Source organism: Candidatus Delongbacteria bacterium, assembly GCA_041675285.1.
Taxonomy (GTDB): Bacteria; CAIWAD01; CAIWAD01; order CAIWAD01; family CAIWAD01; genus CAIWAD01.
Genome location: JBAYTZ010000032.1, coordinates 1 through 6,384, shown reverse-complemented (window position 1 = coordinate 6,384; position 6,384 = coordinate 1). Strand labels below are relative to the sequence as shown.

Sequence of the window (6,384 nt, the reverse complement as noted above, 5' to 3'; positions counted from 1 at the left end):
CTGGCGGCCCTGCCGCACCTGGGCAAGCCCAACGACTCGGAGGGCGAGGGCCTGCTGCTCATGGAAACCGACATGCGCGCGCCGCTTTCCCTGATGGCGCAGAAGGGCGAGATCGACCACTACAACTTGCAGCTCACGTCGACCGACGAGATGCGCGCGCTGGGCGAGGTCGAAGCCCGGATCAGCATCAACAGCATGAAGGCCTTCGAGTTCATTCTGGAAAAGGTCTACCTCGATTAGCCCGAGGCGGCTCACAGACTTAAGGAAGGAGAACCACCATGCCTCCCACGCCGGGATTCGCCGACGGCATCGCGGGCAACAGCGTCAAGATGCTCTTGAACGGCATGCCCGTCTTCGGGCTTGTCAACTTCAACTGGAAGATCTCCAAGGACAAGAAGCCTGTCTTTGGCGCGGGCTTCGCGGATGCCCATGGCATCGTCCGCTCGAACCACACCCTCTACGAGATCGACTTCGAGATCACGGAGCTCCTCATCTCCCTGGCCGAGCTCAAGACCGTCATGGCGGCCGGCAGCCTGGCGGCAGGCGAGCTCTACCTGAACCCCTGCGACTGCCGGAATGCCGTCATCGTGCTCTTCTACCCGGGTTTGAACAGCGCCCTGTCCAAGACCTTCACGGGCGTGGAGATCACGAACGCCGATGGCGGGATCAGCGACAGCGAGGATGCCGAGGCGATCAGCATCAAGTGCTCGGGCTTCGCCACAGGCATGCTGGGCTTCTAACACACACAGCACGGGGCAGCGGCGCGCCAGCCGAGAAGGCCGCGTCACTGCCCCGGACTCTCTCAACTCGCTTTCGGAGGACTCATGGACACCATCACGCCCGAAGTCATCAAAGACCTCAAGGTCACCTACTCCAAGGCCAGCCTCTACCAGTTGGAACTGCCCGACGGGCGCGGCTTCGTCGTGCGCGGCTCCAGCTGGGACGAGTTCAGCCGCCTGGCCAAGAGCGCCAAGGGCAACGAGCAGCGCCTGGCCCTGGACATCGTGCGGACCTTCGTGGTCGCGCCGGCCATCGACGCCACGGAGCTCGAATACAACAAGAGCGGTGAGTGGGAGCCGGGCCTCATCGCGGCCCTCAGTGAGAAGATCCAGGAGGTGCTGGGCTACTCGAAGGAGATCACGGTAAAAAAGCTCTGAGGGCGGCCCGTGCAGACCTGGAGGGCGCCTGGTACCTCCAGGCCCGCGCGGTGATTGCCCACCGGTTTCATGCCTACACGTTTGAGGTTCTCGACGCCACGCCCTTCGAGGAAGTCGTCGAGCTGCAAGTCGCAGCGGAGTGGCTGGGGGAGCAGGAAGCGAAGGCGAATCGGCCCACGAGTCGGCCCCGCCGGCGGAAGCGATAGGAAGTCCACTCGATGATGACCGGCTTCACCAGCGCCATCACGATCAGCGTCTTCGGGACGAGCAACCTCTCGGCCTTCACGGCGGCCTCCAAGCGCCTGGACAAGTTCGCCGGGAGCTTCGAGCAGGCCAGCGAGCGCGTGAAGAAGGCCGGCCTGAAGACCATGCTGGTGGGCGCGGGCATCGCGGCCAGCCTCGCCATGCCCATCCTGCAGATGGGCACGTTCCAGACGGAGGTCGCCCGGGTCGGTGGCATCGCGGAGGCCTCGGCCAAGCAGGTCCAGGCCATCGGCGACACGGCCATGTACTTGGGTGCCAAGACCGCCTTCACGGCCCAGCAGGTGGCCGAGGGCCAGGGCGAGCTGGCCTCCATGGGCCTGACGGCGGATCAGGTCTCCAGCAAGACCGGCATCATGGCCGACACGATCTCTTTCGCCACGGGCCAGCAGGTGGCCATGGCGGACGCCGGCGCGCTCCTTGTCGGCACGCTCAACGCCTACCAGAAGCCTCTGTCCCAGGCCACCACCCTGGGCGACATGCTGACCGTCTCGATGAACCGCTCCAACCTGAAGTTCGCCGACCTGCAGGAGTCGATGCTCAACACGGCCTCGACCTCGGCCACATTTGGGCAATCCATCGAGACCAACCTGGCCGTCCTGGGCGTCCTGGCCAACCGAAACGAGGTGGGCGCCCGGGCTGGCACGCGCCTGTCCATGACCATGACCAAGCTCTACACCCAGGCGGGCAAGGTGAACAAGGTCCTGGGCGTCAACGTCTACGACCAGGCCACGGGCAAGACGCGGGACTTCATCGAGGTCTTCGGCGAGCTGAAGGCCAAGCTCTCGACGCTCTCCGAAGAGAAGAAAAACACGACCCTGACGGACATCTTCGGCGCCGAGGGCATCAAGGTCTTCAACATCCTCCTCTCCAGCTCGCGCGAGGAGCTGATGGGCATGCGTGGAGACATCGCCGGCGCGGGCAGCGCCATGGCGGACTTCGAGAAGCGCATCATGGATACGCCGACGGGTCAGTGGAAGCTCATGAAGGCGGCCATGAGCGGCGTCAGCATGACGATTGGCGCGGCCCTGATGCCCATGACGCTGCAATTCATGGGCGCCATCAAGGGCGTGGCCGACGCCATCTTCGGCTGGCTGCGCGCCCACCCGGCCCTGACCAAGGTGGCGGCGGGCATCGCCTTTGTGTCGGCCGTGGGCCTGCTCCTGGGCGGGGCCTTGCTCCTCGTGGGCGGCGGCTTCCTGCACTTGGGCGCGCTGGCCCTGCAGCTGCCGGCCAAGCTCGGGCAGATCGCCTTCTCGATGGGCGTGACCAACAGCGCGGCCGTGCCGCTGACCGCCAGCCTAAAGGCCTTAGGTGCAGGCGCCCTCAAGATGATCGCGCCCTTCGCCCTGGTGGGACTGGCCCTCTACGCCATCGTGAAGGCCTGGGACACCAATTTCCTGGGCTTCCGCGACACGGTCGAGGAAGTCTGGTTCGCCATCAAGCCCGTGGTGTACGCCATCTGGGGCGGCGTGAAGGCCACGGGCCAGGGCATCGCCACGGTGTTCGACGCCACGCTGGGGGCGTTCTGGCGTTTCCTGACCGGCTGGTACCAGGGCGCCATGAGCGGCATCTCACCCATCCTGTACTTCGCCGGCATGGTGGCCTGGGGCCTGGGCTTCATGGTGGGCACAATCCTCAGGGCCTGGAATTGGATCCAGGCCAACCCCATCGTCAGTGGACTTCTTTTCGTGGCGCTGGGCGCCTTCGCCTGGCCGCTGATCGCGCCGGCCATTGCAGCCGTGTGGACCTTCGCCACCCAGACAATGCTGGCGGGAGGCCGGGCGGCCATTGGTGGCGTGCGCGCGGCGGCAGGCTTCCTGATGGCACGTGTGGCGGCGATGCGGACCGGCGCGGCCTACCTCTGGAATGCTCGCAGCGCCATCCTACTGAACGCCCAGATCGTGGCTGTGGCCGTCGTCTCCAAGATCTGGGCCGGGATCCAGTGGCTCCTCAACGCGGCGCTCTCCGCCAACCCCATCGGCATCGTAGTCGGCCTGCTGGCGCTCCTCACGGCCGGCATCGTCTATGCCTACCAGCACAGCGAGGGTTTCCGAAACCTGTTGAACACGCTGTGGGACGGCTTCCTCTGGGGCGTGAAGACCGCGGCCAAGGTCATCTTCTGGCCCATCACCGGCCTGAAGCTCCTTTACGACAACGTGAAGCCGGTCCGAGACTTCATGGACGGCATGTGGGACGGGTTCCTGAGCGGCATCGGCTGGGTGATCGACGGGATCAACGCCTTCATCCAGACCGTCAACAAGATCCCCGGCATCGAGATCCCCATGATCCCGAAAGTCGGCGCGGCGGCGAGCGCCCCCAAGCCGGCGACGAGCGCGGCTGTCCGCCCCGTGGCGCCTGTGCTGGCGGGACCTACGGGGCTTGAGGCGGCCATGGCCGGCGCGCCACGGGGTGGGCGCCTGGCGGCGGCGGCGCGCGGGGGCATGGCAGCAGCACAGCCAACGCAGCTGAAGCCCGCCCAAGCCAGCGTCGGCACGCAGCCGGCCAAGGCGATCACCAATCGAAGTCAGACGGCCCACATCGATCGCAGCATCACGGTTTCGAAAATCGAGGTGACGGCAGGCCCGAACACGCCGGCCACCAGCGTGCGCGACCAAGTGCTGGAGGCCTTGCGCAGCGCAGCCGGCCAGGAAGACGGCCTGGAGGGCTTGCAGTATGCCAACTGATCCGAATCAGGTCGGCCCTCCGACCGCAGAGGAACAGATCCAGCAGGAGGCAACAGCGGCCGGCTCGTCGCTGCGGAACCTCTCTGAGATCCCGTTCCTGCTGGGCGGCCTGACCTTCATCGTGCCGCCCAAGGCCATGACCGTCAAGCAGGCGATCAAGGTAGACGAGGTCTCCATCCCCAAGAAGAGCGGCAAGGTCCGGCATGTGACCGGCTACGAGCCCGCCGAGATCACCGTCGAGCTGGAGGTCTGTGACGAGGAGGGCCTGGACGGCACGCTGGTGCAGCCGGCGCTGGAACGTCTGCGCGTCCTGCAGCGCCTGTTCCGCGACGGGCGCGCCGCCCTGCCCAAGCCTGTGGAGATTGTCTCACCCCTGACCGACCTGATCGGGATCCGCCAGGTCTTCATCCAGGAGCTGGCAGCCGACGAGGACGGGACCTTCGATTGGATTCCCGTCCACCTGATGCTCACCGAATACGAGTCCGTGAAAACCCAGCTGGAGAACCAAGCAGCGGGCGCTGGCGCGTCGGATGACGCGGCGGCCCAGGGCGCGGAGGCCATCGAGGGGAATGAAGAGCTGGACCACGAGCTCGGCTACGTGCGCGACCAGTTCAACGCCGGCATGGAAGAGGGATCGGGCGCTGAGGCGCCGTCCGACGACCTGGACGACCCGGATGAGTAGGAGGCCCGCATGACCCCGCTCTTCGAGGTGACCTGGAAGAACCAGCTCATCGACCCCGTCGTGGCGGCCTTCCACATCATCAGCCAGGCCACGAACACGGCGGACGGCGGCCACGTGCTTTTGCAGGATCCCGAGGGCCTGATCGCGCCGCAGGTCAAAGCCGGCGACGCCGTGAGCGTCCGCTGGGGCTATCAGGAGGACGCGGCCTTGACGCGCATCTTCCACGGCGTTGCGCGCGACGTGCAGGCCAGCGGACTCCAGACCCTCGTCCACCTGATCGATTGGCAGACTTTGATGCAGGCCCGGGGCCGGTCTATCACCCGCACCTGGGACCAGTCCACTCCGGCGGAGATCGCGGGCGACCTTCTGGCCGATACGGGCCTGACGCTGGCGGCTCAAGCGCCGGAACTCACCATCGACCGCTTCCCCGTCCACGGCCTGACGCCCAAGGAGGCCCTGCTGCAGCTCGTGCAGTGGGTCCAGCGCGAGACGGGCACGGAGCTCCGCTTCCATGTGCGGGACGGCGCACTGGTGCTGGCCGAGTCCGACCACGCCCAAGCGGCCGTGCACGCCATCGAGACGGGCGTCAACCTGATCGACCAGCGCCCGGGCCGGCTCGGCCTGCTGGAGGTGGTGACGCTGGTGGCGCCCGTCCTGCACAGTCAGGTCGTGACGATCGACGGGGCACGCTTCTACGTCGAGGAAGCCCAATACCGGTGGCAGGCCGGCGGGCGTCTCATGCTGCAGGTGGCGCCGTGCGCGACGAACTGAAGAAGATCATCGAGCAGGTCCGCCCGGATCTGTCCTCCTACATGCGTTTCCCCGTGCGGGGCGTGGTCACCGAGGTGGACGCTGGGGCCTACACGGTCAGCGTCCAGCCGGACGACCCGGCCCTGGCGCCGCTACCCCGCTGCGAGATCCTGGCCGTCTGGGCGACGGCGGCCGCGCGCCTCGTCGTGCTGCCCACGGCGGGCGACCACGTGATGGTCTCCTTCGAATGCGGCCAACCGGACAAGCCTTTCGTCTCCGGCTTCCTCACCCGCACCGGTCCAGAGAACAAGCACCTCGTCCTGGAACAGGGCCAGTCGCGCGTGATCCTTAGTGCGGATGGACTGGTGGAGATCGAGTCCACGGTCAAGGTCCACGTGACGGCCCCGGTCGTAGAGCTGGGGGCGGCGGCGGCCGAGCAGCTCATCAAGGGAAACACGTTCCAGTCGCTGTTCAATGGCCACTTCCACATCGGCAACAAGGGCCGGCCCACCAGCACACCCGTAGTCCCTCTTTCTGGCGCGGAACTTTCAAATACCTCTCGGACGGAGTAGCGTAGGGCATGGCACTGAACCCGCAGCAGCTGGCGACTCTGATCCAGTCCAAAACCGAGCAACTCCTGTCCGGTTTGGACCCGCGCATCCCGGGGAATGCGGCGGCCATCGATGCGGCCCAGACCCTTGCCCTGGCCGAGGCGATCGTCGAGCACATCCAGGCGGCGGCCATGGTGATGCCGGGCATCCCCGTGGCCACGACGGGCAGCCAGAGTGCCCAGACGGGCGCCACGACGGGGCCGGGGGCCATCCTATGAGCACGTTCCTAGCCCGCG

8 protein-coding genes are annotated in these 6,384 nt (G+C 66.6%); all 8 read left to right on the top strand.

All coding sequences use genetic code 11. The features are described 5' to 3' along the window. Positions 1 to 240, top strand: a 240-nt coding sequence (locus tag WC326_16395) for a hypothetical protein (GenBank protein ID MFA7332650.1), incomplete at its 5' end; no start/stop codon positions are given. 38 nt (positions 241 to 278) lie between these two features. Next, positions 279 to 740 carry a hypothetical protein gene (locus WC326_16390; protein MFA7332649.1) on the top strand — a complete coding sequence of 154 codons (462 nt, stop codon included), beginning with the start codon at positions 279 to 281 and terminating at the stop codon, positions 738 to 740. Between the two features lie 84 nt (positions 741 to 824). Further along, a complete protein-coding gene (locus tag WC326_16385; GenBank protein ID MFA7332648.1) occupies positions 825 to 1,157 on the top strand; it encodes a hypothetical protein in 333 nt (110 codons plus the stop codon). A gap of 218 nt (positions 1,158 to 1,375) precedes the next feature. Next, a complete protein-coding gene (locus WC326_16380) occupies positions 1,376 to 4,105 on the top strand; it encodes a phage tail tape measure protein (protein MFA7332647.1) in 2,730 nt (909 codons plus the stop codon). Then, on the top strand, positions 4,095 to 4,787 hold the full coding sequence (locus WC326_16375; GenBank protein MFA7332646.1) for a hypothetical protein: 693 nt from the start codon (positions 4,095 to 4,097) through the stop codon (positions 4,785 to 4,787). Before WC326_16380 ends, WC326_16375 begins: the two co-directional genes overlap by 11 nt. A gap of 9 nt (positions 4,788 to 4,796) precedes the next feature. Beyond that, on the top strand, positions 4,797 to 5,558 hold the full coding sequence (locus tag WC326_16370) for a hypothetical protein (GenBank protein MFA7332645.1): 762 nt from the start codon (positions 4,797 to 4,799) through the stop codon (positions 5,556 to 5,558). Further along, complete coding sequence (locus WC326_16365; protein ID MFA7332644.1) at positions 5,543 to 6,109, top strand: phage baseplate assembly protein V; 567 nt, start codon at positions 5,543 to 5,545, stop codon at positions 6,107 to 6,109. Before WC326_16370 ends, WC326_16365 begins: the two co-directional genes overlap by 16 nt. 8 nt (positions 6,110 to 6,117) lie before the next feature. Continuing rightward, a complete protein-coding gene (locus tag WC326_16360) occupies positions 6,118 to 6,366 on the top strand; it encodes a hypothetical protein (GenBank protein MFA7332643.1) in 249 nt (82 codons plus the stop codon). The last annotated feature ends 18 nt before the right edge of the window (positions 6,367 to 6,384 follow it).

Coding starts and splice junctions, on each gene's coding strand:
- WC326_16380 (MFA7332647.1), top strand. CDS start 1,376: ATGATGACCGGCTTCACCAGCGCCATCACGATCAGCGTCTTCGGGACG.
- WC326_16375 (MFA7332646.1), top strand. CDS start 4,095: ATGCCAACTGATCCGAATCAGGTCGGCCCTCCGACCGCAGAGGAACAG.
- WC326_16390 (MFA7332649.1), top strand. CDS start 279: ATGCCTCCCACGCCGGGATTCGCCGACGGCATCGCGGGCAACAGCGTC.
- WC326_16385 (MFA7332648.1), top strand. CDS start 825: ATGGACACCATCACGCCCGAAGTCATCAAAGACCTCAAGGTCACCTAC.
- WC326_16360 (MFA7332643.1), top strand. CDS start 6,118: ATGGCACTGAACCCGCAGCAGCTGGCGACTCTGATCCAGTCCAAAACC.
- WC326_16370 (MFA7332645.1), top strand. CDS start 4,797: ATGACCCCGCTCTTCGAGGTGACCTGGAAGAACCAGCTCATCGACCCC.